This is a genomic window from Aequorivita sp. CIP111184, from assembly GCF_900489465.1.
GTDB lineage: Bacteria > Bacteroidota > Bacteroidia > Flavobacteriales > Flavobacteriaceae > Aequorivita.
In genome coordinates this window covers 28,322-54,284 of record NZ_UEFQ01000029.1, presented here as the reverse complement: position 1 = coordinate 54,284, position 25,963 = coordinate 28,322, and the positions used below count along the sequence as shown (strand labels likewise).

Annotated in this window: 27 protein-coding genes; 13 read left to right on the top strand and 14 right to left on the bottom strand. The window is 33.9% G+C overall.

Going from position 1 to position 25,963, the window contains the following annotated elements; all coding sequences use genetic code 11:
• The first annotated feature begins 77 nt into the window (after positions 1-77).
• From AEQU1_RS14205 to AEQU1_RS14175, 7 genes are all read left to right on the top strand, one after another.
• Complete coding sequence (locus tag AEQU1_RS14205) at positions 78-1,628, top strand: response regulator (RefSeq protein WP_111882155.1); 1,551 nt, start codon at positions 78-80, stop codon at positions 1,626-1,628.
• 86 nt (positions 1,629-1,714) lie between these two features.
• On the top strand, positions 1,715-2,128 hold the full coding sequence (tsaE, locus tag AEQU1_RS14200; RefSeq protein WP_111882154.1) for a tRNA (adenosine(37)-N6)-threonylcarbamoyltransferase complex ATPase subunit type 1 TsaE: 414 nt from the start codon (positions 1,715-1,717) through the stop codon (positions 2,126-2,128).
• 265 nt (positions 2,129-2,393) lie between these two features.
• Complete coding sequence (locus tag AEQU1_RS14195; RefSeq protein ID WP_111882152.1) at positions 2,394-2,906, top strand: hypothetical protein; 513 nt, start codon at positions 2,394-2,396, stop codon at positions 2,904-2,906.
• A gap of 376 nt (positions 2,907-3,282) precedes the next feature.
• Positions 3,283-3,423: a hypothetical protein gene (locus tag AEQU1_RS14190; protein WP_220092321.1), complete on the top strand. Its 141-nt coding sequence runs from the start codon at positions 3,283-3,285 to the stop codon at positions 3,421-3,423.
• 37 nt (positions 3,424-3,460) lie between these two features.
• A complete protein-coding gene (locus AEQU1_RS14185) occupies positions 3,461-3,898 on the top strand; it encodes a hypothetical protein (protein WP_111882151.1) in 438 nt (145 codons plus the stop codon).
• Positions 3,899-3,956: 58 nt separating this feature from the next.
• Positions 3,957-5,156: an alanine dehydrogenase gene (locus AEQU1_RS14180; RefSeq protein WP_111882149.1), complete on the top strand. Its 1,200-nt coding sequence runs from the start codon at positions 3,957-3,959 to the stop codon at positions 5,154-5,156.
• Between the two features lie 37 nt (positions 5,157-5,193).
• Positions 5,194-5,571: a DUF4258 domain-containing protein gene (locus AEQU1_RS14175; RefSeq protein WP_111882148.1), complete on the top strand. Its 378-nt coding sequence runs from the start codon at positions 5,194-5,196 to the stop codon at positions 5,569-5,571.
• Between the two features lie 13 nt (positions 5,572-5,584).
• Here the strand turns inward: AEQU1_RS14175 and AEQU1_RS14170 are convergent, their stop codons facing one another.
• Complete coding sequence (locus AEQU1_RS14170) at positions 5,585-6,757, bottom strand: proline dehydrogenase family protein (protein ID WP_111882146.1); 1,173 nt, start codon at positions 6,755-6,757, stop codon at positions 5,585-5,587.
• A gap of 71 nt (positions 6,758-6,828) precedes the next feature.
• Here AEQU1_RS14170 and aroB point away from each other — a divergent pair, with 71 nt between their 5' ends.
• Positions 6,829-7,899: a 3-dehydroquinate synthase gene (gene aroB, locus AEQU1_RS14165; protein ID WP_111882144.1), complete on the top strand. Its 1,071-nt coding sequence runs from the start codon at positions 6,829-6,831 to the stop codon at positions 7,897-7,899.
• Between the two features lie 77 nt (positions 7,900-7,976).
• Positions 7,977-8,270, top strand: coding sequence for a hypothetical protein (locus AEQU1_RS14160; protein WP_111882143.1), 294 nt, complete (start codon positions 7,977-7,979; stop codon positions 8,268-8,270).
• A 73-nt stretch (positions 8,271-8,343) separates the two neighbouring features.
• On the opposite strand, the gene AEQU1_RS14155 is transcribed toward AEQU1_RS14160, so the two are convergent.
• From AEQU1_RS14155 to AEQU1_RS14135, 5 genes are all read right to left on the bottom strand, one after another.
• Positions 8,344-8,892: a type 1 glutamine amidotransferase domain-containing protein gene (locus tag AEQU1_RS14155; protein ID WP_111882141.1), complete on the bottom strand. Its 549-nt coding sequence runs from the start codon at positions 8,890-8,892 to the stop codon at positions 8,344-8,346.
• A gap of 116 nt (positions 8,893-9,008) precedes the next feature.
• Positions 9,009-9,956 (bottom strand): YihY/virulence factor BrkB family protein, encoded by a 948-nt coding sequence (locus AEQU1_RS14150; RefSeq protein ID WP_309300267.1) that lies wholly within the window; start codon positions 9,954-9,956, stop codon positions 9,009-9,011.
• Positions 9,953-10,471 (bottom strand): DinB family protein, encoded by a 519-nt coding sequence (locus tag AEQU1_RS14145; RefSeq protein WP_111882138.1) that lies wholly within the window; start codon positions 10,469-10,471, stop codon positions 9,953-9,955. The genes AEQU1_RS14150 and AEQU1_RS14145 overlap by 4 nt, the downstream gene beginning before the upstream one ends.
• Positions 10,472-10,539: 68 nt before the next feature.
• A complete protein-coding gene (locus AEQU1_RS14140; RefSeq protein ID WP_111882136.1) occupies positions 10,540-11,019 on the bottom strand; it encodes an Lrp/AsnC family transcriptional regulator in 480 nt (159 codons plus the stop codon).
• Positions 11,020-11,072: 53 nt separating this feature from the next.
• Positions 11,073-12,218 (bottom strand): M14 family zinc carboxypeptidase, encoded by a 1,146-nt coding sequence (locus AEQU1_RS14135; RefSeq protein WP_111882135.1) that lies wholly within the window; start codon positions 12,216-12,218, stop codon positions 11,073-11,075.
• Between the two features lie 302 nt (positions 12,219-12,520).
• On the opposite strand from AEQU1_RS14135, the gene AEQU1_RS14130 reads away from it, so the two are divergent.
• Entirely contained in the window at positions 12,521-12,928 is a 408-nt protein-coding gene (locus AEQU1_RS14130; protein WP_309300266.1) for a helix-turn-helix transcriptional regulator, read from the top strand.
• 42 nt (positions 12,929-12,970) lie between these two features.
• The gene (locus AEQU1_RS14125) at positions 12,971-13,342 is read left to right on the top strand and encodes a DNA topoisomerase IV (protein WP_111882226.1); all 372 of its coding nucleotides are present in this window, start codon (positions 12,971-12,973) and stop codon (positions 13,340-13,342) included.
• Positions 13,343-13,453: 111 nt separating this feature from the next.
• Here the strand turns inward: AEQU1_RS14125 and AEQU1_RS14120 are convergent, their stop codons facing one another.
• The 5 genes from AEQU1_RS14120 to lon all read right to left on the bottom strand — a co-directional run bounded on the left by AEQU1_RS14120 (position 13,454) and on the right by lon (position 20,486).
• A complete protein-coding gene (locus AEQU1_RS14120; RefSeq protein WP_181566787.1) occupies positions 13,454-15,367 on the bottom strand; it encodes an ATP-binding protein in 1,914 nt (637 codons plus the stop codon).
• A gap of 212 nt (positions 15,368-15,579) precedes the next feature.
• A complete protein-coding gene (gene mscL, locus AEQU1_RS14115) occupies positions 15,580-16,020 on the bottom strand; it encodes a large-conductance mechanosensitive channel protein MscL (RefSeq protein ID WP_111882225.1) in 441 nt (146 codons plus the stop codon).
• Positions 16,021-16,102: 82 nt separating this feature from the next.
• Positions 16,103-16,798 (bottom strand): (d)CMP kinase, encoded by a 696-nt coding sequence (gene cmk / locus AEQU1_RS14110; RefSeq protein ID WP_111882129.1) that lies wholly within the window; start codon positions 16,796-16,798, stop codon positions 16,103-16,105.
• The gene (gene porQ, locus AEQU1_RS14105; protein WP_111882128.1) at positions 16,798-17,817 is read right to left on the bottom strand and encodes a type IX secretion system protein PorQ; all 1,020 of its coding nucleotides are present in this window, start codon (positions 17,815-17,817) and stop codon (positions 16,798-16,800) included. The genes cmk and porQ overlap by 1 nt, the downstream gene beginning before the upstream one ends.
• A gap of 218 nt (positions 17,818-18,035) precedes the next feature.
• The gene (gene lon, locus AEQU1_RS14100) at positions 18,036-20,486 is read right to left on the bottom strand and encodes an endopeptidase La (RefSeq protein ID WP_111882126.1); all 2,451 of its coding nucleotides are present in this window, start codon (positions 20,484-20,486) and stop codon (positions 18,036-18,038) included.
• Between the two features lie 233 nt (positions 20,487-20,719).
• Here lon and AEQU1_RS14095 point away from each other — a divergent pair, with 233 nt between their 5' ends.
• Positions 20,720-21,454, top strand: a complete 735-nt coding sequence (locus AEQU1_RS14095) for a head GIN domain-containing protein (protein WP_111882124.1) — start codon at positions 20,720-20,722, stop codon at positions 21,452-21,454.
• Between the two features lie 75 nt (positions 21,455-21,529).
• On the opposite strand, the gene AEQU1_RS14090 is transcribed toward AEQU1_RS14095, so the two are convergent.
• The 3 genes from AEQU1_RS14090 to AEQU1_RS14080 form a co-directional block, all read right to left on the bottom strand.
• The gene (locus tag AEQU1_RS14090; RefSeq protein WP_220092320.1) at positions 21,530-22,969 is read right to left on the bottom strand and encodes a DUF6252 family protein; all 1,440 of its coding nucleotides are present in this window, start codon (positions 22,967-22,969) and stop codon (positions 21,530-21,532) included.
• 13 nt (positions 22,970-22,982) lie between these two features.
• Positions 22,983-24,302 carry an MFS transporter gene (locus tag AEQU1_RS14085; protein WP_111882121.1) on the bottom strand — a complete coding sequence of 440 codons (1,320 nt, stop codon included), beginning with the start codon at positions 24,300-24,302 and terminating at the stop codon, positions 22,983-22,985.
• 95 nt (positions 24,303-24,397) lie between these two features.
• Positions 24,398-25,219: a M48 family metallopeptidase gene (locus tag AEQU1_RS14080; protein WP_111882119.1), complete on the bottom strand. Its 822-nt coding sequence runs from the start codon at positions 25,217-25,219 to the stop codon at positions 24,398-24,400.
• 212 nt (positions 25,220-25,431) lie between these two features.
• On the opposite strand from AEQU1_RS14080, the gene AEQU1_RS14075 reads away from it, so the two are divergent.
• Positions 25,432-25,962, top strand: coding sequence for a hypothetical protein (locus tag AEQU1_RS14075; protein ID WP_111882118.1), 531 nt, complete (start codon positions 25,432-25,434; stop codon positions 25,960-25,962).
• Position 25,963 lies beyond the last annotated feature (1 nt).

Sequence of the window (25,963 nt, the reverse complement as noted above, 5' to 3'; positions counted from 1 at the left end):
GTGCAGAATTATTTATAAATTAAATTTAACAATACTCCTTTGCTAAAGCTTCGGAGTATGAAGACAAATATACATATATGAGCGAGATAAAAGTACTATGGGTAGATGACGAGATTGATTTGCTTAAACCACACATTATATTTCTTGAGAATAAAAATTATAAAGTAACTACTGCACAGAGCGGTACAGAGGCTTTAGAAGAAATTAAAAAGGAAACTTTTGATATTGTTTTTTTAGACGAAAACATGCCTGGTTTAACAGGACTAGAAACTCTAGCGGAAATAAAGGAACATCAAGCTTCCATTCCCGTAGTTATGATTACCAAAAGTGAAGAGGAATATATAATGGAAGAGGCCATCGGCTCAAAAATTGCCGATTATCTTATAAAGCCTGTAAATCCACATCAAATTCTTTTGAGTTTGAAAAAAAATCTGGATCACAGTAGGCTGGTTTCAGAAAAGACTACTTCAAATTATCAACAAGAATTCAGAAAGATAGCAATGGATCTTTCTATGGTAAACAGCTTTGAGGAGTGGAAAGATCTGTATCAAAAATTGATTTATTGGGAACTGGAACTTGAAGATATTGAAGATTCTGGAATGTTCGAAATTTTGGAGTCACAAAAAACTGAGGCCAACAGCCAGTTTTGTAAATTCATCGATAAAAATTATCCAAAATGGTTTAGTGATCCAAGTGAGGCTCCTATTATGTCCCACACTCTTTTTAAAGAAAAAATACAGCCGCAATTGCAAACTGGCACCCCTACTCTTTTAGTAATTGTTGACAATTTAAGGTTTGACCAATGGAAAGCATTTGAACCCACGGTTGCAAATATTTACAAAAAAACATCAGAAGATCTTTTTTGCAGTATCCTGCCCACTGCAACCCAATACGCCCGTAATGCAATTTTTTCTGGATTGATGCCCAGCGATATGGAAAAACTTCATCCAGACTTATGGTTGAACGATACCGAAGATGGTGGGAAAAATATGAAAGAAGAACAATTTCTTGCAGCACAATTAAAACGACTTGGATTAAATCTTAATTGGAGTTATCATAAAATTTCAAGTTTGAAGCAGGGGAAAAAACTAGTAGAAAATTTTAAAAGCCATAAGGATGAAGATTTAACCGTAGTGGTTTATAATTTTGTGGATATGCTATCTCACTCCAAGACAGAAATGGAGGTTATTAAAGAATTGGCATCCAATGATAAATCGTATCGTTCATTGACGCAGAGTTGGTTTAAAAATTCTCCATTGCTGGAAATTATTCAACAGGCGGCACGATTGGGCTTCAAATTAATAATTACTACAGATCACGGAACAATTAATGTGAAAAACCCTTCAAAGGTGATTGGAGATAAAAATACCAGTCTAAACCTTCGATACAAGACAGGAAAAAGTTTGACCTATGAGGACAAAGAAGTGCTCGCTGCCAAGGACCCTAAGTCAATCAATCTGCCAACAATTAACATGAGCAGTTCCTTTATTTTTGCCAAAGGAGACTACTTTTTTGCTTATCCGAACAATTACAATCACTATGTAAGTTATTATCGTAATACGTATCAACATGGAGGTGTCTCTTTAGAGGAAATGATAATTCCTTTTGCAGTCTTAACACCAAAATAATTTTTTTTAAAGCTTTAAAGGTTTGCGAATTGATAGATAATTTCGGTTTTAATTTATAAATTTTCTATATTCGTTCCGTTTTTACCATGGAACTTACTTATACCCAGACCGAAATTCCCAAAGTTGCTGAACAGATCTTAGTCTCATCCGTCTCCAAAATATTACTTTTCTATGGTGATATGGGAGTGGGAAAAACTACATTGATTAAAGAGATTGTTAAACAACTTGGTATTGATGAAATATCAAATAGTCCATCATTTTCGATTGTAAATGAGTATCATACTTCAAAAGATACTATATATCATTTTGATTTTTACAGAATTAATAATATTGTTGAGGCTTATGATATTGGAGTAGAAGATTATCTATATAGCGGGCATTATGTTTTTATAGAGTGGCCAGAAAAGATTGATAAACTATTGCCTAACAATACAGACAAGATATACATTACAAAAAATAATAACGGAAGCAGAACCTTAAAATTAAAGCTAGTGAAATAAAGTTGCAACGTGAAATATAATGTTTATAAAATTCTTTTTAATCGTTTGCCCCAAATCGCAAAAATTATAGAGCAGGGATATTATTTTTTAAAAAAACTTATAAATGTATATTAAAAATAGTTAACGTACTTTTATTTTTTCGTATTAAGTTTGGCCTATTAACCTCACAAAAACTTATATATTATGAAAACTCTAAAGTACCTTTTTATCGTAGCAATTTTTTCATTAGGAACCTTTGCTTCTTGCACCCCAGAAAGCATCCAGAATGAACAAACACCCCAACAAATCCACAAGAGCAAAATCATCGTACCTAGTAACGGGTAGTATTATAGCCCTAATAATAGCGGCTAGTCCATATTTATTTTATTCATATGAAAGTTTCCCACAAACAAAATCGTGGGAAACTTTTTTGTTTACATACCATGCAAATTGGTACCAAGAAGTATACGTCTCTGTCTGGACAATGATGGGCAAGTTTGTTCCCATGCTTCTTTTAGTTATTTGGTTTATTACATGTAAGCACTGGTGGTATCACGTTATTCTTATTCCAATTGGAATGTTCGCATTCCAATTATTCAGTGTGATAAATGATGATGTAGGTATTACAGATGAAGTTGAAATATGGTGGCTTTTTCCTATAATGTTGGTAATCGTGCCCTTGGTTTACCTAATAAAAGCTAAACTTTCAAACAAGTTAATAGGCAAGGATCTGAAAAGTTTTGAAGAGGAATTAGGCACACAAAAAAACTTCTGGCAACAGATTAAGGATCTTTTCTGATTTTCTTAATTTTTAAAATGATAAATTAAATACGTACATTCGTTCGTCTAAGTAAAAGTTTTACCTTTTGGATGATTAAACACATTTTCTTATTTTTATGTGAAATCAAAAAAATATAGAAACAATCCAATCTCAAATCGAACTAATAAAACAAATAAAGTACTGAAGTGAATCTTTAAGATACTGCAGACAAATATGAAATAATAGCATAGCGTTTATAGGAATATTAAAAAATTAACTTTAAAATATCATTAAAAGTGTATTTCAAAGTATTTAATTGCATTATAACCTGTAAAGATACAATTAACATAATTAGTAGACTTAAGTTTTTTGAGTGTAAGTTTGACCCAGTATTAACCTCACAAACACTTACATTATGAAAAACTTAAAATTGATTATCGTAGCAGCTATTTTCGCAGCAGGACTTTTTGCTTCTTGTACCCCAGAAGGAATTCAAGATGAAAACACCCCACAACAAATCGACGTTAGAACGGTTCAAGTTCCGCCAGCCGGATAAAAAAAGCCTTATACAGGGAGGCATTATCGTTTTTATAATGGCGTGTACTCCTTTTATATATTATGCATATGAGAGTTTCCCAAGCAACACCCAAGTTTGGGAAACTCCTTTTTTTACATTCACTACTGAATACACATCTTTATATCATTATGCTTGGTTTCTTGCAGGTAAAGTAATTCCAGTAATTTTACTGCTTATTTGGTTTTTCACTTGTAAACACTGGTGGCATTGGATAATATTGGTTCCCTTATCTATGTATGTTTTTCAATTGTTCAACATACTTAAACAAAATTTAAATGCTGACGAGGTTGAGATCATTTACGTAATACCAATAATGATGGTATTGGTTCCATTTGTCTATTTAATACGCGCCAAACTTTTTAGCCAAATGCGTCAGAATGATTTAAAGTCTTTTGAGGAAGAACTTTTGCACAAACGATCTTTCTGGGAACAGATAAAAGATTTATTTCGGTAATATTTACCTTATAATAAAGTGGGAATTATTCCGTAAATTGAAATTGCAAGATTGAACTATGCCACAACCAAAATCACCCTTCACCAGAGCGCAATTACTTCCGCAGGAAGAAACTCTTGAAATATCAAGACAAAAAGGAGAACTTTACATAGGTATTCCAAAAGAAGCGTATTTCCAAGAAAAAAGAATTTGCCTTACCCCAGATGCTGTAAACGCTATCGTTAGCAACGGTCATAGGGTTTTGATTGAAAATGGCGCAGGAGATGAAGCTGGCTTTTCTGATAAAGATTATTCTGAAGCGGGAGCGCAGTTAACCAATGATACAAAAAAAGTATTTGGTTGCCCCATGGTTTTAAAGGTAGAGCCCCCTACCCTTGAAGAACTGGAATTGATTAAACCAAAAACAGTACTCATTTCAGCATTACAATTAAAAACACGTCAAAAATCTTATTTTGACGCGCTTGCCAAAAAGAAAATTACTGCCCTCGCATTTGAGTTTATAAAAGATGAAGACCACAGTTATCCCGCCGTTAAAGCCCTGAGTGAAATTGCCGGCACTGCATCTGTACTTATTGCTGCCGAGTTAATGGTAAATGCAAAAAAAGGTAATGGGCTTCTATTTGGAAACATTAGTGGCGTCCCTCCTATTGAAGTTGTTGTAATTGGCGCTGGAACAGTTGGCGAATTTGCAGTTCGTTCCGCACTTGGCCTAGGCGCCAATGTAAAGGTTTTTGATAGTTCCATTACAAAACTAAGAACTATTCAAACAAATGTGGGCCGTATTCTATATACATCAACAGTACAGCCAAAAAATTTGATGAAAGCACTTTTACGTTGCGACGTTGCCATTGGTGCTGTACGCGGCCATAATCGGGCACCAATTATAGTTACTGAAGAAATGGTGCGAAATATGAAAAAAGGCGCCGTAATAATTGATGTATGCGTAGATATGGGCGGTTGTTTTGAAACTACCGAAATGACAAGCCACGATAACCCAACATTTATAAAACATGAAGTTATACATTATGGCGTACCCAATATTCCCGCACGATACCCAAAAACAGCTTCGATTTCAATAAGCAACATTTTTACACCTTATATATTGGAAATAGCCGAAAGTGGCGGTCTTGAAAATGCTATCCGTTTTGATAATGGTTTAAAAAATGGTTTGTACTTTTACCGCGGAATTCTTACTAATAAAGCCGTTGCAGATTGGTTTAATATGTCATACAGCGAAATCAACCTTTTGATTTTTTAAAAATTATTCCAAAAATCAATACCCTAATAACAAATTAATGAAGTTAGCATACCGATTGGTCTATTTTTCAGGTGGATTTATAATAGGAATAGCCCTTTTATTTTTTATTCTCAGCGGAAAAAAAACATCTTGCGCCTATGGCCCCGAGTCTAGAACACTTAAAAATATCAAGTTAAAACAACGGGCTTTTTCTGAAGAGTCGCTGAACGTTTTGCGTGAAAATCAAATGGACACAGCCGCAGTTTCAGCCTTACTTGAAGATGGTGATGTATTATTTTCTGAAAGCAATACCAAACTTGATTCTTGCAACATTTATGTTATTGAAGGAATAATTTCAGAAAAAAAATTAAAGATTACAGTTGAAAATTGTGAGAAAACAGCTACCATCATGAAGGCCAAAGTCAATAAAGAATAACTTTAAAAAACAATTACATTTTCCTTCGCTCTCTCTCCTTTTTCAAAAGAGTAAGCTCCCTACTGGTTTGACCAGCAACAGAAGTATTTTCTTCTGCACGCCTAATTAGATAAGGCATCACATCTTTTACAGGGCCAAAAGGAATATACTTTGCAACATTATACCCCTCATCACCAAGATTAAAAGTAATGTGATCACTCATCCCAAAAAGTTGACCGAACCAAACCCGTCCATCACTCTTTGAAATACCTTTTTCATTCATTAAATCCATAGTTAAATACGTACTGGATTCGTTATGGGTACCAACGAACAACTCAATATCATCAAGATTGTCCATTATATATTCCATTATTTGATTAAAATTATCATCTGTAGCTTTTTTACTTACGCAAATTGGAGTTTTGTAACCTTTTTCAACTGCTCGCTCATTTTCTTTTTCCATATAAGCACCACGAACAATTTTAAAACCTAGCTTGTAGCCTTTAGTTTTAGAGCGTTGGTGTATTTTTTTTAAATACTCCAATCTATCCCACCTATAACACTGCAATGTATTAAATACAATAGGGCTTTCCTTGTTGTATTTTTCCATCATCTTTTCGCAAAGATCGTCTGCTGCGTCTTGCATCCAAGATTCTTCACCATCAATCAAAAGACTAATTTTACTTTCATATGCCTCTTTTGAAACCTTTTCATAACGTTCTTCAATTCTTTTCCATTCTTCTTCTTCAGATTCTGTTAATGGTTGTTTTTCAGTTATTTTCTGCCAAATTTTAAACCTACCAAAACCTGTAGGCTTAAAGACTGAAAAGGGCATTGCTTCTTTATTTTTTGCAAATTTCGTTAATTCAATTACCTTATTTGCAGTAGCATCAAACTGAGCATCTTCTTCCTTTCCCTCAACCGAAAAATCCAAAACTGATGAAACGCCCACATCAAAAAGCTTATCAACTGTGGACATGCAATCCCTTTCATTAACCCCACCACAAAAATGATCAAACACAGTAAAGCGTATAATTCCTTCTACGGGAAGATTTATATTTAAAGCGAATTTTGTTACGGCCGTTCCAATTTTTACCAATGGTTCCTTGGATATCATTTTAAAAAGAAAATAGGCTCTTTCCAATTCAGAGTCGCTTTTAAGTTTAAAAGCTGTTTCTGTATTATCAAAAAGGGAATTTGATGTCATAAAATTTAAAATAAAGTGTGCAAATATAGTTAGATTTGAACTCTCAATATATCGGAAAAAGCAACTAATTCATGGAAAAAAAACTAAAAGAAAAAGGTGTAGTTTATAAAGATGAAATCGCGTGGGAATTATTATCAGATAGCATACTCAATTTAAAATTTTCAAAAATTTTCATAATCGTTGATGAAAACACGAAACAGTATTGTTTATCATATCTTTTTAAAAAGCACCAGTTTGAAACTACTCCTGAAATAATAACTATTTCCGTAGGTGAAGCTCATAAAAATATTGAAACTTGTTTAAAAGTTTGGGAAACACTTTCAGAAAAAGGTGCCGACCGAAAAAGTTTAATTATCAACTTGGGTGGCGGTGTAGTCACAGATTTGGGAGGCTTTGTAGCTTCAACATTTATGCGGGGAATTTCATTCATAAACATTCCCACTTCCCTACTCGCAATGGTTGATGCTTCAGTTGGCGGTAAAAACGGTGTTGATCTTGGCCACAAAAAAAATCAAATTGGCATTATTAATCTTCCAGAGATGGTAATCCTGGACACAGAATTTTTAAAAACTTTGCCGCAGGAACACATTATTTCTGGTCTTGCCGAAATGTTGAAACACGGACTTATCTATAATAAAGAATATTGGGAACGCGTGAAAAATGCCGATTATTCAAAAAAAATAGAGTTTGAAAAACTGATTTGGGATTCAGTTGAAATAAAAAAAGGGATCGTGACTAAAGATCCTTTAGAAAAGAATCTTCGAAAAACCTTAAACTATGGACACACCCTGGGCCATGCCATAGAATCCTATTTTCTAGAGAGTTCTGATAAAAAAAGCTTACTTCATGGAGAAGCTGTTGCTGTTGGATTAATTTTGGCTACCTATATTTCAACGGAGACTTTCAGTTTTCCAAAAGATACTTTGAAAGATGTTTCACAAAGCATTTTAAAATATTTTCCAAAACAATATTTTACTGAAAATGATATTGCAGCCATTATAAATTTGTTGGCATTTGACAAAAAAAATAGAAATGGAAAGGTATTGTTTGTACTTTTAGAAGACATTGGCAGCCACAAATACAATTGCGAAGTTAATAACAAGCTGATATATAGTGCTTTCGAGTATTATAAAAATTTATAAAAATTTTCTTTAAAATATTTTTATGTCATCAATTTTTGAATAGTTTTATAACCACAAACCAAAAGATTGAATATTAAATGAAGCGAATCATAGTAGATTACCGAAAGTTAACCCCCGAGATACTTTCTCTATTAGTTGAAAAATATCCCGATGGGTATGATGATGACCATGTTATCACCTTTAAGAATGCTAAAAATGAAACAGTGGAAGCTGTTGAAGTAAGAACAGATGATACTATTTATTTGGTCAAAGTAAGCTCCCGCTTGGAAATAACTATGGCCAATTTTGATGAAGATGATTACGATGATGCAGACTTCAATGAACCAATAAGCGAAATCCCAGATAAGAAGAAATTAGAAGAAGAGGAATAATTTAAATTCCATTTCATAAAAAAAAGAGGCTTGTATTAGCCTCTTTTTTTATGAAATTTGCTCAGCTATTATATTAAGCGTGCTGAAGTGTATGCTTACCTTCTTTAATTTCTTCAATCAATTTTGAATTGAAGGCAGGCAAATCATCTGGATTTCTACTTGTTACAAATCCTTCATCAACAACAACTTCTTCATCTACCCAATTAGCTCCTGCATTAATTAAGTCGTCTTTAATAGAGTTGAATGATGTCATTTTCCTTCCTTTAACAACTCCTGCAGAAATTAAAGTTTGTGGTCCATGACAAATTGAAGCAACAGGCTTCTTTTGTTCAAAAAAATGTTGTACAAATTTTAAAGCATTTTTGTTTCTTCTTAATTTATCTGGGTTAATAACTCCCCCAGGAAGGACCAAAGCATTATAGTCACTTGCATTTGCATTTTCTATAGTCTTGTCAACTTTATATTCATTACTCCAGTTTCCATCTGCCCAAGCTTTTATAGTTCCTTCATTCTCGCTAATAATTTCAACGGTAAAGCCTTCTTTTTCCATCGCCTCTTTAGGTGATTTCAATTCAGATTCTTCAAATCCGTTTGTGGCTAAAATTGCTATTCTCTTATTCATAATATTTCTTTTTTAGTTAAACAATTAATTTAGAATGAAGATAATAAGCAAGAAGGGGCTTATCAATTTTCTGATATTAATTTTTTACTAATCTTTGTTAAGAAATCTTAAGAGAGTTAATTATTCTCTAATTTTTGAGCTTTTTTTTTATCTTCTTCAACTTTACGTTTGTATTCGCGAAGTTCTTTCATTTCAAGTTCGTATGAAAGGGTAGCATTGCTGGTGGGCTCAATTTTAATATTTCTGAGCAGCGCCCAGTTTACGGTAAACTCCGCACCAAAAAAAAGTATGAGGCACGTATAATAAACCCACAGTAAAACTAAAACCACGCTTCCCGCAGCTCCATAAACGGAAGCCGGATCTGATTTCGCAAAATAAAAACCTATTAGGTATTTTCCTGCCAAAAAAAGTAGAGAGGTCATAAAAGCACCAATAAGATTTGTTTTCCACTTTATTTTCACATCTGGAAGAATTGTAAAAATAGCTGCAAAAAGAGCAGTGACTATAATTTGTGAAAACAAGAAATTGATAAAATGTATAAACCCAGAAGAAAATTCGGTATAATAATTTCCAATAAAATCACTGAGCGCATTGATTGCAGTGCTCAATACTAATGAAATGAGCATTAGCAGCCCAATGATTAAGACCATCCCGAAGGAGACTACTCTTCGCTTCAAAGTGTCTATTATGGTATTCTTTTTTGATCGAACGCTCCAAATATCGTTTAATGATTTCTGAAGTTGGAAGAAGACACCCGTAGCTCCAAATATCAACATTCCAATACCAAAAATGATAAACAAAAGTGAACTTTCTGAAAGGGCTGAATTGATTATCATTGCTTGAATTAATTCTGCACTACCTTGCCCAATTAATCCACTAATTTCACCCGTAATTCTCCCCTCTACTGCTTCCTTACCAAAGAAGACCCCCGCAAAATGAACTGTTATAATAAGCAAAGAGGGTAATGAAAAAAGAGCGTAATATGCAATTATAGCGCTTTTTGCCCAAGGATCATTTTTGTCCCAACTTAAATAAGTGTCCTTTAAAAGTTTAAAGAATTTCATAATAGATAACGTTCATTTATAATATTACAATGGTGAATTTCATGTCCGCAAATTATAAAACCAGCAGCAGCTACAGACATATTACTTCCACTGGCCATGCCTATTTGTTTTAATTGAATTGTATTAAAACTCTTAAAAAGACAAATCGTTGAATTGCGAACAGCCAAGTGTTCCTTCAGAAGTTCATCTACTGCCCTGTTATTTGCCAAAGAATTAGCTGCAAAAACATTTTCATCAAAACCTTTAAGTTCGGCCTTCAAGCTTCTTGAGAAATATAAAGCTCTGTACGCGAAGATTCTTTCGGTATCTATAATATGCTGTAAAATATCTTTTGGCGTCCATTTTCCTTCTGCATAACGGTAATCCCATATCTCATTTTGCAGGTTATCATAAAATGATTGGGTAGTTCTTAGCCCATTTTCCAACGCATCAAGCAGGGGAATATCTTCAACCAAATCTATGTAGCGTTTATAAAAGTGATTATATTCAGTAGTTTGAATTTCAGAAGAAGCCATAGTTTTCCTATAAAGATAAAAAAAACCTTTGCTGAATAACAAAGGCTTTTTCTAAAATACATCTAAAATTATATTTCCTTAAATATGGAATGAAGCAAACGTTTTTTATCGTTGATACTTTCTTCCATGGATATCATGGTTTCAGTTCTACTAACGCCCTCTATATCATCTATTTGATAGATAATATCTTTTGCATGAGACGTGTTTTTGGCTCTAATTTTGCAAAAAATATTGAATTTTCCGGTAGTGACACTCGCAACGGTAACAAATGGTATTTCACTAATACGTTCTAACACAAATTGAGTCTGTGAGGTTTTAAAGATAAATACACCTACATATGCAATAAAGGAATATCCCAATTTTTGATAATCAACTTGTAGGGAAGAACCTGTAATAATACCAGCCTCTTCCATTTTTTTTACTCGAACATGAATAGTACCAGCAGAAATTTCTAATTTTTTTGCAATATCTGTGAAAGGAATTCGGGTATTATCGATTAACAGGTCAAGTATTTTGTGATCGGTATCGTCTAATTTAAACTTTGGCATAACATTTAATTTTTGTGCAATATTAGTAAGTTTTATGGTATAATGAAACCGATTTATTGAAAATATATTGTTGAATTGTCAGATTTATCAAAAATTTTTGAAATATTTTGACCTACTGTTAAATTTTCTTGCGAATTTGTTAAAATTTCTCTGCCATTTACATTTTCTTCCTTGTGACCAAATGTATTATCCAATTTTCCTATTTCTTCAATTACTGGAATAAAGGCTATTTTATTATTTTTTAATACTTCTTTATATTGAACCGCAATAGAAACTACTTCAGAATAATCCGGTAATTTTACATCTCTAAGTACGAAATCATTATAATTTTTAAGGTTTTCAGGTATTTTAAAATAATCTTTATACTCTATTTGAGTAGCATCTTCTTCAATAATATCAAAAAGTGAAAGTAGAGAATAGAATATATACGCTCTTGTTTTATCCCGCTGATAGTCTTGTTCGTAGTGACCTGCTTCAAAAAGTATGGTAGGCACCCCTGCCATCTGAAATGTATCTCCAACACAATCTTTATTAAAGCCATCATCATATCTGCCCACCTGTCCAGGAATGTAATTTTGTAGTGTATTGCTCATTTTAACAATAAACTGCATAGCCGTCTTTCTTGAGCTGGTTACACTTCTTTCTTTATCTGCAGAAGGTGCCAAAAAAGAAACCGTTGCAGGCTTACCGTTTTTTAAACCATAAATTGAACGCTGATCGTGTAGATTTAAACATAATGAGGGAGATAAGCTTTCAAAAATATCTCTCAAACACCTACTCTCTCTTTGCGATAAATTTTGCGCATCGCGATTAAGATCTATCCCATTTGCATTTTCACGTGTATAAAGTTGAGCGCCATCTGGGTTCAGAATAGGAAATATATAGAATGTATAGTTTTTTAAAAAAAGTTGGATTTCAGATTGGAAAACATTTTTTTGACTTATAAACTTCAAAAAATCAAAAACAGCCTTCGTTGTTGTCGATTCATTTCCGTGCATCTGCGACCAACCCAAAACAATTTTAGGACCTTTTCCAATTTTGATTAAAGGGATGTCTTTTCCACTTTCTGAAATCCCAGGTATTGAAATCTCATAATTTAATTTATACATATCTAACAATGGAAAAATGCTTTGCAGCGTGATATATCTTCCAGTCAATTGAAATTCAAAATTATTAGTGTACCAGCTTTCTATTTTCATATTCTAATTAAAGTTTACAAAGTTAAACATTGAATAGTTTACAGATGTAAACAGGTAAATTAATCAATCAAGGTTACATTAGTAAACAGATATCTTTCATTTATAGTAATAATAACACTAGAAATAATAATTTCTATATATTTAAGTTTAAAATACTTATTATTAGATATTTATAATATTTTATATGAAGTTAAATTTTAAAGATTATTATTTCTTTTCATAAACTTATTGCTTGCTATTTAATAATATTTTACATTTGTAACCGTTCTTGAAAATAGAATGACGCTACAATGGTAAACAGTATGGATTTTGTAAAAAGGCTTGAGAAAATATTAGATTATTACAATCTAACAGCTGCTGCTTTTGCGGAAGAAATAGCTTTTAACCGCTCCACTATTTCACATTTATTATCTGGAAGAAATAAACCAAGTCTTGAATTTGTAATGAAACTTTTACAAAAATTTCCAGATGTAGAAATGAATTGGCTATTATTTGGAAAGGGAAACTTCCCTTCTACTTCGGAAAATAAAACAACCACCGTGTCTTCAAAACAAAAGATGGCTATTGAGACAGAAAAACCAAAGGACCTTTTTTCTGAGGAAAATAATATAATTGAAAAGAAAACTGCACAACTTAATCAAACTACAAAGCAAATTGAAAAGATTGTTATTTTTTACAAGGATGGCAGTTTTAATGTATACGAAAATTGAGTGGTTTCGCTAATTTTTCTGAAATTTGCCAAAAATCAAACGATGCGCTTTTTTATAATAATTTTTTCTTGCCTTTTTTTAAGTAGCTGTTATGAGACCGATCGAGATTGCTCAGATTTTAAGACAGGAACATTTGAATTTGAAGCGCTTTCAGGTACAGAAGTTTTCAAAACCACCATTATTAGGAATGACTCTCTTGAAATAGATTTCTATCAAGGCAAAACTGACTCATCAACTATTAGATGGATCAATGACTGCGAATATGTCTTGAAAAAAATAAACCCAAAAAATCAGGCTGAAAAGAAAGCGATTCTCATCAAAATTCTAACAACTAACAAGAATAAGTACACCTTTGAATTCAGTGAGGTTGGCAAAATCAAAACGAGTAAAGCAACTGCCAAGAAGATTGAGTAAGGTTTTATGCCCTATAACAATATTAGGCATTGTTTTCATTGATTTTGTTCCTATGAATTCTAAATGTATGGAATGAATAAAAAACCTGTCTGTAGTGATTTTATAACTGCTTCAAGAAAAGTATTTGTTCATAATATTGAATAACGTTTCCTGTTCAACTGGTTTAGTAAGATAGTCGTTCATGCCTGCTTTAATCCCACGTTCAATGGCTTCTTTGGTTACATCTGCAGAAAACCCAAGTATTACTGAAGTATTATCAATCTTTCGCAAATGTTGTACAATTTCAAATCCATCCTTTCCAGGCATGTGAACGTCCATAAAAATAAGATCGTAATGGCGGGAAGCGCATTTAAGTAAAGCATCGTCCCCGTCCGATGACAGATCAGGAGAAATTTGGTTTTTTGAAAGTATCTTTGCCAAGATTTTTTGGTTCAAAAGATTATCATCAACAATTAAAACATTTAAATGACTTAAATTCCTGTATTGCCTTAATTTTTTATTTTCACCTCGATTCTTAACTTTGTGGAAATCTAGTGAAACCGTAAAAGTAGATCCTTCCCCCTCTTTACTTTGTACTCCAATTTTTCCTCCCATCAACTCTACCAAAGTTTTTGTTATAGCTAAACCTAGGCCGCTGCCTTGATGTTTTTTGGTGATTCCAAAATCCAGTTGCTTAAATCTTTCAAAAATAGCATCAATTTTGGAAGGGTCAATTCCTATACCCGAATCAGCCACTTTCAAATTTATTTTCAGCCTACCATTTTGTAACTTTTCCTCGTAAAAAACTTCGATACTCCCTTCTTCCGTAAATTTCGTAGCATTACTTATAAGATTAGTAAAAATCTGTTCGGTACGCGAAACGTCACCGAGTACGTTTTTTGGATTTATAATACTCGCAAAATTTGTTTTTACTTCAATGCCTTTAATTTTTGCGGTTGGAGCGTAAATATCCACAATTCTTTGGAGTGTAATAAAGGGACTGAAAACTTCCTTTGACAGCTCTACAGTGCCAGATTCAATTTTATCTATATGAAGAATATTATTGACCAGATTCAATAATATTCTTGATGAATTTTGCATTAATTTTAAAAATTCTTTTTCACTCGTTGAAAGTTGTTTGCCTTCTAATATTTCAGAAATACTTAAGATCGCACTTAATGGAGTTCTAATTTCATGGCTCATGTTTGAAAGAAACTGTGTTTTTGCCACTGAAGCATCTTCCGCCCTGCGTCGTTCTTTTTCAATTTCTTCATTAAGCATCTGGAGTTTCTGATTCATGAGTTTATACCGATGAGATTGCCTTTTTGCCAGTAAAAAGAAATAGGCTAATAACCCAATAAGAAATGATAAAAAAATACCCAGTGCCAATATGTAATTCTGCAATGTAGTCGCTCTTAACTCTTGATTGGAATAAAACATAAATTCAAATTTCCAATCACCAACAGTCCTACCCACAATTGGATTTATTCTTTGTGTAAATATTTGATCGGTTTTGAAATCTTCAGTTTTTGGATTATTATAACTGTAAAAAATATTTCCCACATCATCTTTAATCAGGACACTGAAAAGATTTTGCTTTGAACTTATATTATCAAATTGGCTTTTAAAATCCATGCCTGCGGATATTGTTCCCTGAAAACTGCTGTTATAATAAATAGGAACATCTACCAAAAAAGCCTTGCCGTGCTGGGTGAGATTGACCCAAGAAGTTATATTTACTAAAGTATCTTTAGAATTTTCAATCCAACTTTGGTAACGATAGCCTACCGATTTTATGTCTAAATTTAGGACTTCTCTATTTGGATAATAAGGAGCTACAAAGTTTATAACTCCAGTGCTATCTATGTACTCTATAAATTTAATGGACTGGTTTTGTTTTATAATCCTTTCCGTATCAGACTTCAAGTAGGTTTTGAATTTGCCATTGCTCTCAACTATACGGTCACGCATATCTTCCAGAGAAATAATATTGTGACTAATTATTTTTTTAAAATCCTGATAGGTCAATATGCCAGCAATTTCCAATTGCCTGAGCTTAGCTTGCTTTTGATCAATAACTGTTCTATAATAACTTAGAACACATAATGCAGACATGAATACAAACAAAATTATAGAAAGCAACGCAAATTTGCATTTCCGGAAACTAGCTATAATCTTTTTTGGGAACATCTTTAAAGTTACTAAAAGATTGTCTTTTATTATTATAAAGATTTGTTTTTAAGAAACTTTAAAAAAATCTATTTTGAAGTAGTGCTCTTGGACTTTAAAAAAGAATTTTGCTCTTCCATCAATCTTTCAATATTTGATAAAAGCTGAATATCTTTTGGAGTTTCTACGGTTTTGTCGTGCGGGTCTTCTGACTTTTTCTTAAAACGATTTATAACTTTTATTACAAGAAAAATAGTGAAGGCAACAATAAAGAAATCAATTAAAACCTCCATAAACTCACCATAACCAATTGCAACTTCTTCAGCAGAATCTGTTGCAGCACGAAGTATGTATTTTTTGTTTGATAGGTTTACATCATCAGTAAGCAAAGATAGCGGCGGCATAACTATTTTCTTTACAATCGTACTAATAACATTGTTGAAGGCGGTACCAATAACAATACCCACCGCCATATCGATCATATTGCCCTTTATGGCGAAGTTTTTAAATTCTTGTAGAAATGAACCCATTATAATATTATAAATTTTTGAAGATTCAAGTATAGAAAAGATTTCAAAAAGAGGAAAGGATTTTTTATAAAAAGTATCGACTTTAAACGCGGCCAGCAATTCGGTCTTTTGCCAATTGCAACACTGTGTGAAATTGATCTTCAAGGTTCATTTCAGAATTATCTATTTCAATGGCATCCGTAGCTTTTACTAATGGTGAATCTTGACGAGTTGTATCAATATGGTCACGCTCCTCAATATTTTTTAAAACATCATTAAAATTAATAGCTTCTCCCCGTTCTAAAAGTTCTTTATAGCGCCTTTGGGCACGCTCTTGTGCGGAAGCATTCATGAAAATTTTTAATTCAGCTTTTGGAAAAACCACGGTCCCAATATCTCGACCATCCATAACAACTCCTTTTTCAAAACCCATCTGTTGCTGCTGGGCAACAAGCTTTACACGTACTTCGTGAATAGTAGCTATTGGACTAACAAATTCGGAAACTTCAAGATTCCGAATTTTTTTTTCTATATCATTTCCGTTAAGATAAATATGCGCTTTGTTCCAATCGTCATTTTTAACAAATTTCAGATTGATTAGAGGAAGAGATTCTATTAGTTTTTCAACATTAAAATATCCTTTGGAAATAATGTCGTTTTGCATTGCATAAAACGTTACAGCTCGGTACATTGCCCCACTATCCACATATAAATAGCCTAAATAATCTGCAAGTTGTTTAGCAACCGTGCTTTTTCCAGTGGAAGAATATCCGTCTATGGCTATGGTAATTTTTTTCATTACTGAAGGTCTATGTTAAGCCCAAAAAAGCTCGATGATGCGGCTGTGCTATATTTTGAATAGGAATAACTCAACCGAAGTTTATTTAGTTTTATGCCAAATCCCGCGCTTAAACCCGCAAAAGCACGTTTTTCAGCAATCCGCAATTCTTCTCCTCTTCTAAAATTATAGCCCAAACGGATGTTAAAACCGCTTTCGGGGAAAAGTTCTATTCCAGCAATCATATGCCGAAAAGAGTTATCGATAAAATTAATGTTTTCTTTTTGAGTATTACCCTCAAGATCTGTTTGTTCTCTTGATGGGTTTGAAAAGGCAACATTCCACTGCTGCATATTTTCTAAGGTGAAATGCCAACGGATAGGAACATTCTCCAAAGTTTGTGAAATTCCAAAAATTAGTTCGAAAGGTAGTGGTTCATATGTTTCAAAATAAGGAGTAAACTGGGTTCCAATGTTTCTGGCTACACCGGTAATTTGAAGATCCCAATCTTCATAAACATACATTAAGCCTATATCTAAAGCTCCACCGAAGGAGGAATAGTTTTCAAGTTTAGAGGAAATAAGTTTTAAATTTACACCTACGTGAAAATTTGTAAATGCAATGTTTCTGGCATGGCCAATAGACAATGCCACTTCTCCCCCACTAAAACTACTTGTGGGATTTCCTGCTTCGTCATAACCGTCAAACTTTCCGTAATTAACATAAGTAACACCCGCATGCAAAACCTGTGTCCTTCTGTCCCAAAGGTAGGCGTATGCAGCTGTGCCGTAATTTACGTCGCCTATGTAATTAGTGTAGTTTAGGGATAATTGATTGTCCATCGCCGGATTTATAGTTGCCGGATTGAACAACGGCTGTGTGGGGTCATAATCGTAATTTGTAACAACCTTCCCGCCCAAGGCTGCCATTCGGGGGCTATTTACCAAATTCAGAAATTGATAAGTTGCTTTACCCCCTATCTGGGCCGTTATAAGGTGAGATAAAAAAAGTGAAACAACTAAGAAAACCTTTTGGGTCATAGACGCGAGTTACCGTAACTAAAAACTAAACGAATGCAAGTATAATTTATTTTTGCAAAGGAAAGAAACATCGATGATTAATTTTTAAGAACATATCAAAATCTGCATGAAGTTCCATCTATTCAATGAAAAACAAATACTGAATGATAGAAAATAATTGGTGCTTAAAGTATAATTAAACTTTAAGCACCAATTAAAAAATCATCAATTAAAAAAGGCTAAAGCTTTTTAGCATTTTTCACTTTTTCTTTGGTAAGCGCTAAATCTAAAACATCACTCATATCTTTTACATAATGAAAAGTGAGTCCTTTCAAATATTCGGCATTTATCTCTTCTATATCACGTTTGTTATCTTCACAAAGAAGTATTTCCTTAATTCGGGCGCGTTTTGCTGCAAGAATTTTCTCTTTAATTCCGCCTACCGGCAATACTTTTCCACGAAGTGTAATTTCACCGGTCATCGCCATAGATTTTTTTACTTTTCTTTGTGTGAAAAGAGAAACCAACGAGGTAAGCATCGTTATTCCCGCACTCGGTCCATCTTTTGGTGTCGCACCTTCAGGCACATGGATGTGAACATTATAGTTTTCAAAAATATCCGGATTAATTCCAAGTTTCTCCGCGTTAGATTTAATATACTCAAGTGCAATAGTTGCAGATTCCTTCATCACTTTTCCAAGATTTCCGGTCATGTTTAAAGTGCCTTTCCCTTTAGAAAGTGTAGATTCTATAAACAATATATCTCCGCCAACCCTTGTCCAAGCAAGCCCTGTAACCACACCAGCAACATCATTATTTTCATATTTATCACGTTCCATTTTAGGAGCGCCAAGAACTTCAATAATAACTTTGTTGGTTACTTTCACTTCATATTCTTCTTCCATTGCAATTTTCATTGCAGCATAGCGAACCATTTTCGCTATTTGCTTTTCCAAAGAACGCACCCCACTTTCGCGCGTATAGCCTTCCACAATTTTTTCAAGCTGTGGTTTGGCAATTTTCAGTGCGTCAGGATTCATTCCATGTTCTTTCAATTGCTTTGGAAGCAAATGGCGTTTTGCAATTTCAACCTTTTCTTCAACCGTATAACCAGTAACATTTATAATCTCCATTCTGTCTAGCAACGCAGGCTGAATGGTGCTTAAACTATTTGAAGTAGCGATAAACATAACTTTTGAAAGGTCGTAACCAAGCTCCAAAAAGTTATCGTAAAAAGAATTATTTTGTTCTGGATCAAGAACTTCAAGCATTGCTGAAGAAGGATCTCCTTGATTGCCCGCCGAAATCTTATCTATCTCATCCAAAACAAAAACAGGATTGCTAGTTTCTGCTTTCTTTATACTCTGTATAATTCTACCAGGCATTGCCCCAATATATGTTTTTCGGTGTCCACGGATTTCGGCTTCATCGCGAAGTCCGCCCAAACTCATACGTACATATTTTCTGCCCAATGCTTCAGCAATAGATTTTCCCAGAGAAGTCTTTCCAACTCCAGGAGGGCCATAGAGACAAAGTATTGGAGATTTCATATCGTTTCGCAATTTCAAAACGGCCAAATATTCAATGATTCGTTTTTTTACGTCATCAAGTCCATAATGATCACGATCCAAGATTTTTCTTGCGCGTTTTAAATCGAATTTATCTTTACTGTATTTATTCCACGGAAGCTCTAAAAGTAAATCCAAATAATTACGTTGAATGCTGTATTCCGCGACCTGCGGATTCATACGTTGCATTTTTGTAAGTTCTTTTAAGAAATGTTTTTCCACTTCCTTACTCCATTTCTTGGCTTTTGCACGTTCGCGCATATCCTCAATTTCTTCTTCAGAAGATGAACCGCCCAATTCCTCTTGAATGGTTTTCATTTGCTGGTGAAGAAAATACTCTCTTTGTTGTTGATTAATATCACTCTGAACTTTAGACTGAATATCATTTCGAAGCGAAAGCTTTTGAATTTCCATATTCATATACCGAAGCGTTTCCAGCGCACGATCTTTCAGATTGTTTATTTCCAGTAGTGTCTGCTTCTCTTCAACATCTATATTTAGGTTTGAAGAAACAAAATTGATAAGGAAACTAGAGCTTTCAATATTTTTAATGGCAAAGGCAGCTTCCGAAGGAATATTTGGGCTTTCCTTAATTATTTTAAGCGCCATTTCCTTTATGGATTCTATAATCGCATTGAATTCCTCACTTTCCTTTTCGGGACGCGCTTCTGCAACTTCACGAATGGTTGCGGTCATGTAAGGTTCGGTGGTAATCACTTCCGAAACCTCAAAGCGTTTTTTTCCTTGAATGATAACTGTAGTATTGCCATCGGGCATTTTCAATACACGAAGAATCTTTGCCACAGTTCCAATAGTGTTTATATCGCCTATTCCTGGTTCCTCTTCATATTCGTCTTTTTGCGAAACAACACCAATTACTTTGTTTCCCTTATTGGTTTCATTTATAAGTTTAATAGATTTATCTCTTCCAGCTGTTATAGGGATTACAACTCCTGGAAATAAAACTGTATTCCGCAAAGGCAAAATGGGGAGTATTTCGGGAAGTTCCTCTTTATGCATTGCATCTTCGTCTTCTGCTGACATTAAAGGAATGAATTCTGCATCTTCCTTTAAATCCTGAAATGACAACTTGTCTAATAATGTAACTTTTGAATTGGCCATATATTTGTTTAGGACATTGTGTCACAAAGGTAACACAGGTAATGTCTTATTAATAAATTGTTTATGATTAATTTATGAAAGAACACTGGCTATCAAACGTTTTGCCTGTTCCTTTATACTATATTTCAAGAGTTATGCCAGTTATATAATTTTTTATTCAGTGAAAGTGTAACATCTTTATAAAAAAGCTGTCTATAAAGGAAATAACTATACTAAATCAAAAAATCAAAATTATGGCCAGACTGACTAAATTCTCTTTCGCTTTGATGTTTTTAATTATAGGGAATCTTCAAGTAGATGCACAAAACAGAAATAATAATTCCATAAAAGGAAGTGGGAATATAATAACGAAAACTTTAAACACCCAATCATACAACGCTATTAATGTTTCAGGGTCAATGGACGTTTATCTTGAAAAAGGTACTGAAGGAAACATAAGTATAACCGCTGAAGATAATGTACAGGATAAGATTGTGGTGGAATCTGATGGAACTACACTTACAATCTCAATGAAAAACAATACATCCCTTCGAAATACAGAAAAAATTAAGATTACTGTACCTTTTGAGGATATTTCAGAGATCTCCCTTCGTGGATCTGGAAATGTTGAAGGAAAAGATATATTGAAAAATAATACACTTACCTTAAACCTTCAAGGTTCGGGCGGTATAAAAATCTCCATTGATGCTACTTCTTTAGATGCAAAGTTAAATGGCTCAGGCGATATGAAACTTTCTGGAAAAGCCACAGATGTTGAAGTGAAAACTACTGGAAGTGGAAACTTTGAAGGAAAAGAACTTATTTCTGAAAATGCACAAATTTATATTTCTGGTTCGGGAGATTCAACAATATTTGCAAAAAACAGTCTAAAGGCTCGTATTCAAGGATCGGGTTCTATTTTTTGTGCGGGAAATCCTTCTTCCAACGACGTAAAAGTAATGGGTTCCGGAAAGGTAAAATCTATTTAATTGAACATTTTTCTGAATTAAAAAAGCCGCTTTTAGAAAACTAAAAGCGGCTTTTTTATGGTTTATAATTTCTATTTACGGTAAAACTATCAAAAATTCCCCTCCGGTTATTTGATAAATTGAAGGATCTTGACCTGAACCATCTCTTCCGGTAAAGTTAAAGGTTCCTTCTATTAACCCGCTTGGTATATCATAATTAGTAATAACCAAACTTCCTGGACTTGAAACGTACGTAATAGAAGTTCCAACCTGTGGTGTGTAATATGCAACAATTTCATCTCCATCAATAACTTCGGTCCCCATATCAAAAGTGCCTATAGTAACTGTTGCTGGGAAAGTTAGCTCCATTCTTTGGTCTCCTATTGTTGTTGATATAGTAATTCTAGGATATTGGTTAACAATAGAAGTTGTTATAACAATTTCATCCGGAGTATAAGAAGCGCCATCCACATTTGCCGTAAATGCATTATTTGCCCCGGGAACACCTTCAAAATATACAGTAAAGCTTCCTTCTGTAACTTCAACAGTATCGGGAACCTGACTTAATGGATCATTTCCTGTAAATGAAAAAGCAGCTTTTAAAATACCCAATTCAAGGTCAAACTCAGAAATAGTAATCATTCCTGGATTTGAAGTAAGGTTTTCGGCTCCATTTCCAGCATTGTAAAGCGCAATTAATTTTGTTCCATCTGAAATGTTTACCATATTAAAAGTACCAATCCCTAGAGAACGTGGAATATCAATACGTATAAGTTCACCTGTATTAGATTTGGCTTCAATTTTTATCATATGTACGTCCCCCACCATTGGTTCGCTAACGTATATACTATCTGCAACAAAATCAACACCCTCAACTTTTGCGAAAAATTCATTGTTGGGATCGCCGGTTCCGCCACCACCACCGCCGTTCGTGTCGTCAACTATGTAAGGTATTGCATTAAACGCCCCATTTGAAATTGCTATATCTTCTATAACTGGATCTCCATTTCCATCGAGAATTGGGTTTCCGTCTCCATCAACTTTTTCACGTGATCCTACAAAACTAAAAGTTCCTGTAATTGTTAATGCACTGGCATCCAAAGCCGTTATATTCATAAGGCCATAGCCACCTAAAGAGTCTGCAGAAACATAAGGACTTAAATTGGTTGAACCGTCAAAATAATATCCCCCATTATTATTAGCTCCCCCGTGTGACAAATTAAAAGAACCAACTTCTGGATTATCAACCTTCAGGGTTATTTCTTCTCCTCCGGGTTTTAAGCCGCTAATTATCAACTTGTTATCTGTAGTGTAAAGTGTTGCGGTAACAGAATTTGCAATAAATTCTTGACCTTCAATTTGGGCTATGAATTGTCCTTCATTTGCATTATTCTGCTCTTCTTGAATAAATTCGCCTGTAAGAGGCTCATTTTCACAGGAAAAAAATTGAAATGCCAGAAATGCCAAAAGCACTCCCTTTATAAAATACATTTTCTTCATATTATTAAGTAGTTTGTAGGTAATAAACGCAAACATAATCAAAAATTGTTTAATTGGTTTTATTTCGTGGCACTCTTAGTAACAAAAATACGCCCGTTATAAAAAATACCACAAGAAACAATATGGAGTTTCGCATACTCCCTGTTATTTGGTCTATAAAACCATAGATTAACATTCCTATTACAATTCCTATTTTTTCGGCAACGTCATAAAAACTAAAATATGACGTAGTATCCTTTGTTTCTGGTAAAAACTTTGAATATGTAGAACGCGAAAGTGACTGTATTCCACCCATCACTAAACCTACTACACCAGCGGTAGCATAAAATTGAATTGGTGATTCTATAAAAAACGCAACTATACAAATTAGCACCCAAATTATATTAATAACTATAAGAACGGGGATGTTTCCGAATTTCTCTGAAGCACGCGACGTTAAAATCGCCCCACCAACTGCAACTAATTGGATAATCAATATGCTAACAATTAAACCCATGGTTTTTGAGTCATCACCGCCCCAAGCAATTTCCTGTTCCCCAAAATAAGTTGCAACAAGCATCACCGTTTGTACGGCCATACTGTAAACAAAAAATGCGGCCAAATATCTTTTTAACTGTATGTTTTCGGAAAGCGAATTGTAAACACTTTTTAATTCCCTAAAACCGTTTAGTACTATTTTAGTACTAACTTTTTTTCCACTTTTATTTCCCTTCGGAAGAAAATAAAAAGAATACTGGCTGAAGAGAATCCACCAAATACCAACGGTTACAAAAGACCAACGCATGCCTTGCATACTAGCCTCCCCTCCTTCTCCGAATCCAAAATATTGGGGAAACATAACCATTCCCAAATTAAACAACAACAATATTACGCTACCTATATATCCTAAAGAATAACCACGAGCGCTAACTCTGTCCTGTTGTTCTGGAAATGCCACATCTGGTAAATATGAATTGTAGAAAACCAAACTTCCCCAGAAACCTATCAATCCAAAAAAATAAAATAGTAAACTTATTTTAATATTTTCAATACTGAAAAAATAAAGCCCCATACACGAAAGCGCCCCCAGGTAGCAGAAAAATTTCATAAAATTCTTCTTATTACCCACATAATCTGCAATTCCCGAAAGCAAAGGCGAGATAACTGCCACAAGCAAAAAAGCAGCTGCCGTGGTATAACTAATCAAAGGAGTGCTACGAATAGTTCCACCAAATAAATAAACTGTAGTTATATTTTCCGATTTAAAAAGTGCCTGATAATAAATGGGGAAAATTGCTGAAGCAATTACAAGACTGTAAACCGAATTTGCCCAATCGTAAAAAGCCCAAGCATTTAGCAATTTTTTACTTCCTTTAAGTAAGTTGGGCATATTGAAGGTTCAATTTTGAGATTACTAAACTAATAAAAAATCCCACTTGAAGTGGGATTTTAAAAATATTCAATAAAATATTTATTACTATTATTTTATCTTTTGAATGAAGTTACACCAAATTTTCTGGCTTCAGCTTTAGCTTCAGGAGCCCACGCTTGAATATTTTGTATTCTTGTGGTGCTAGAAGGGTGTGTGCTCAAAAATTCTGGCGGCGCGCTTCCATTTTCCTGTGCTTGCATACGTTGCCATAATTCTGCTGAAACTATTGGGTCATAACCAGCTATAGCCATCAAAATTAGTCCAATATGATCTGCCTCGGTTTCATGACTTCGGCTGAAAGGAAGCATAACCCCTAAATTTGAACCTAAGCCGTAAGCTGTATTAAAAATCTGTTGGTTTTCAGCGCTACCACTCAATGCAACATTTCCTGCAACGGCTCCCAATTGTTGTAATTGGCCGGCACTCATACGCTGCTGACCATGATTTGCAAGTGCGTGAGCAACTTCGTGCCCCATAACTGCCGCTAAACCAGCTTCATCTTTGGTTATTGGTAAAATACCAGTGTAAACTACAATCTTTCCGCCGGGCATACACCAAGCATTTACATCTGGACTTTGCACAAGATTATACTCCCAACGATAATCAGTTAAATAACCCGCATAGCCGTTGGCTGTAAGATATCTTTCAGCGGCTGAAGCTATTTTTTGGCCTACATTCTTTACCATGTTTGCATCGGATGTTCCCTTTACAACTTTATTTTCAGATAAAAACTCATTGTATTGCTGAAATGCCATTGGTAATATTTGCGAATTAGGAACCAATGCTAAAGTCTGTTTCCCAGTAAATGGATTGGTGCTGCATGCAACAACAAATATTCCCATTAATAATATAGCTAAAGATTTTTTGAATTTCATAAGAAGATGGTTTTTTGAATTGTTAAAATTAGAGATATAAATTTACTATTGTATTAAAATTATTCTAAAATTAATTTTCAATTATTGTTCCATAAAATTTAAACTTTAGTGTTTTTTTAGTATAAAATAGCTTCCGAAGCCTTTAAATTTATAGCCTTTTAAAAGTTGGAACGACTTTTGTAAACTTTCATTAAACATTTAAAATATCTATTATGAAAAACATACTTCTATTTTTAGCACTTTCATCAACTATTTTATTCACCTCTTGCGAAGGAGATCCAGGACCTCCGGGAGAGCCGGGTGGATTGGTTTATGCTAACGTTTTTGAGGTTAGCCCCACTTTCAGTTATAGCGACTATCCTGATAACCAATATTTTACATCGGTTTATAATTATCCTTTTGAAGTGTATGAAAGCGACGTTGTATTAGTGTATCGTTTATCAGGTCTGGATGATACAACATCGCCCCCTGCCGATATTTGGACGCAACTTCCTCAAAATAAATTCTATCAAGATGGAACAGGCGACTTTATACAATACAATTATAATAGCACATTTATAAGTGTGCAATTCACCATTGAGGGAAATTTCGATTTAACTAATATAGATCCTTTTGATTTGAATGGTCAAACATTCCGTATTGCTGTAGTTCCTGCAGAATTTGCGAAAACAAACCCATCAATGGGAGATATTTTGGAAGTGATGCAGACTGATGGATCGCAAATTGAAAAAATTGAGCTTTAAA

Coding starts and splice junctions, on each gene's coding strand:
- AEQU1_RS14140 (WP_111882136.1), bottom strand. CDS start 11,019: ATGCCAAAGTTTAAATTAGACGATACCGATCACAAAATACTTGACCTG.
- AEQU1_RS14080 (WP_111882119.1), bottom strand. CDS start 25,219: ATGAAATTCAAAAAATCTTTAGCTATATTATTAATGGGAATATTTGTT.
- AEQU1_RS14135 (WP_111882135.1), bottom strand. CDS start 12,218: ATGAAAATAGAAAGCTGGTACACTAATAATTTTGAATTTCAATTGACT.
- AEQU1_RS14195 (WP_111882152.1), top strand. CDS start 2,394: ATGAACAAACACCCCAACAAATCCACAAGAGCAAAATCATCGTACCTA.
- AEQU1_RS14145 (WP_111882138.1), bottom strand. CDS start 10,471: ATGGCTTCTTCTGAAATTCAAACTACTGAATATAATCACTTTTATAAA.
- aroB (WP_111882144.1), top strand. CDS start 6,829: ATGGAAAAAAAACTAAAAGAAAAAGGTGTAGTTTATAAAGATGAAATC.
- AEQU1_RS14205 (WP_111882155.1), top strand. CDS start 78: ATGAGCGAGATAAAAGTACTATGGGTAGATGACGAGATTGATTTGCTT.
- AEQU1_RS14085 (WP_111882121.1), bottom strand. CDS start 24,302: ATGCCCAACTTACTTAAAGGAAGTAAAAAATTGCTAAATGCTTGGGCT.
- AEQU1_RS14125 (WP_111882226.1), top strand. CDS start 12,971: ATGCGCTTTTTTATAATAATTTTTTCTTGCCTTTTTTTAAGTAGCTGT.
- AEQU1_RS14180 (WP_111882149.1), top strand. CDS start 3,957: ATGCCACAACCAAAATCACCCTTCACCAGAGCGCAATTACTTCCGCAG.
- AEQU1_RS14190 (WP_220092321.1), top strand. CDS start 3,283: ATGAAAAACTTAAAATTGATTATCGTAGCAGCTATTTTCGCAGCAGGA.
- AEQU1_RS14175 (WP_111882148.1), top strand. CDS start 5,194: ATGAAGTTAGCATACCGATTGGTCTATTTTTCAGGTGGATTTATAATA.
- AEQU1_RS14155 (WP_111882141.1), bottom strand. CDS start 8,892: ATGAATAAGAGAATAGCAATTTTAGCCACAAACGGATTTGAAGAATCT.
- porQ (WP_111882128.1), bottom strand. CDS start 17,817: ATGACCCAAAAGGTTTTCTTAGTTGTTTCACTTTTTTTATCTCACCTT.
- cmk (WP_111882129.1), bottom strand. CDS start 16,798: ATGAAAAAAATTACCATAGCCATAGACGGATATTCTTCCACTGGAAAA.
- AEQU1_RS14075 (WP_111882118.1), top strand. CDS start 25,432: ATGAAAAACATACTTCTATTTTTAGCACTTTCATCAACTATTTTATTC.
- AEQU1_RS14160 (WP_111882143.1), top strand. CDS start 7,977: ATGAAGCGAATCATAGTAGATTACCGAAAGTTAACCCCCGAGATACTT.
- mscL (WP_111882225.1), bottom strand. CDS start 16,020: ATGGGTTCATTTCTACAAGAATTTAAAAACTTCGCCATAAAGGGCAAT.
- AEQU1_RS14185 (WP_111882151.1), top strand. CDS start 3,461: ATGGCGTGTACTCCTTTTATATATTATGCATATGAGAGTTTCCCAAGC.
- AEQU1_RS14150 (WP_309300267.1), bottom strand. CDS start 9,956: ATGAAATTCTTTAAACTTTTAAAGGACACTTATTTAAGTTGGGACAAA.
- tsaE (WP_111882154.1), top strand. CDS start 1,715: ATGGAACTTACTTATACCCAGACCGAAATTCCCAAAGTTGCTGAACAG.
- AEQU1_RS14130 (WP_309300266.1), top strand. CDS start 12,521: ATGGATTTTGTAAAAAGGCTTGAGAAAATATTAGATTATTACAATCTA.
- AEQU1_RS14170 (WP_111882146.1), bottom strand. CDS start 6,757: ATGACATCAAATTCCCTTTTTGATAATACAGAAACAGCTTTTAAACTT.
- AEQU1_RS14090 (WP_220092320.1), bottom strand. CDS start 22,969: ATGTTTGCGTTTATTACCTACAAACTACTTAATAATATGAAGAAAATG.
- AEQU1_RS14095 (WP_111882124.1), top strand. CDS start 20,720: ATGGCCAGACTGACTAAATTCTCTTTCGCTTTGATGTTTTTAATTATA.
- lon (WP_111882126.1), bottom strand. CDS start 20,486: ATGGCCAATTCAAAAGTTACATTATTAGACAAGTTGTCATTTCAGGAT.